General features: G+C 67.3%; 1 protein-coding gene. It reads right to left on the reverse strand.

Translation table 11 applies throughout. From position 1 onward, the window contains the following. Nucleotides 1-805: IS256 family transposase (locus tag ABD747_RS26595; RefSeq protein ID WP_344810185.1), on the reverse strand; the 805-nt coding region annotated here is incomplete at its 3' end. Nucleotides 806-903 lie beyond the last annotated feature (98 nt).

A 903-nucleotide genomic window follows, 5' to 3' on the forward strand; every position in this document is an offset into this window, starting at 1 on the left:
ACCACGTCGGCATAACCATCAGATCGGCATAATGGGTGCGGCAGCGTTGCCAGCTGGTCCCGGGCATGTTCGCGCTGACGGCGTCGACCAGTCCCCGGTGGGCGTCGGAGGTGACCAGCGCAACGCCGGACAGGCCTCGGGCGACCAGGTCGGCGAAGAACCCGTTCCATGCCTGGCCGGTCTCAGAGGTCGCCACCCGCAGGCCGAGGACCTCACGGTGACCGTCGGCGTTCACCCCGGTCGCGACGAGCACGACAGCGTTCACGACTCGGCCGTTCTCGCGGACCTTCATCGTCAACGCGTCGGCGGCGACGAACACGAACGGCCCCGCCTCGGCCAACGAGCGGGTGCGGAACGCGGTCACCTGCTCGTCGAGATCGGCGGCCATCCGGGAGACTTGCGACTTCGACAACGAGGTGATGCCCAAGGTGGCGACGAGTTTGTCCATCCGGCGGGTCGACACGCCGAGCAGGTAGCAGGTCGCCACCACGCTGATCAGGGCTGCTTCGGCTCGTTTGCGGCGCTCGAGCAGCCAGTCGGGGAAGTAGGAGCCTTCGCGGAGTTTCGGGATCGCGACATCGATCGTGCCGGCCCGGGTGTCCAGGTCACGGTGCCGGTAACCGTTGCGCCGATTGGTCCGGTCCGGGGAGGGCATACCGTACTCGGCGCCGCACACCGCGTCGGCATCGGCGCTGAGCAGGGCGTTGATCACCGTGCCCAGCAGGTGCCGGACCAGGTCCGGCGACGCGTCGGTGACGGCTTGGTCGAGCAGACGTGCGGGGTCGACAATGTGTGGAGCGGTCATCGCGTGGAATTCCCTTTCGAGAGTGCTGTGGAAGGTTCACTCGAAGGATCACGCGGTGACCGCCACCACGTCCCGGCAACACGCCGAACCAAGATCAC

Origin of the sequence: Microlunatus ginsengisoli (genome assembly GCF_039537205.1) — a bacterium.
In the GTDB taxonomy this organism is placed as follows: domain Bacteria; phylum Actinomycetota; class Actinomycetes; order Propionibacteriales; family Propionibacteriaceae; genus Microlunatus; species Microlunatus ginsengisoli.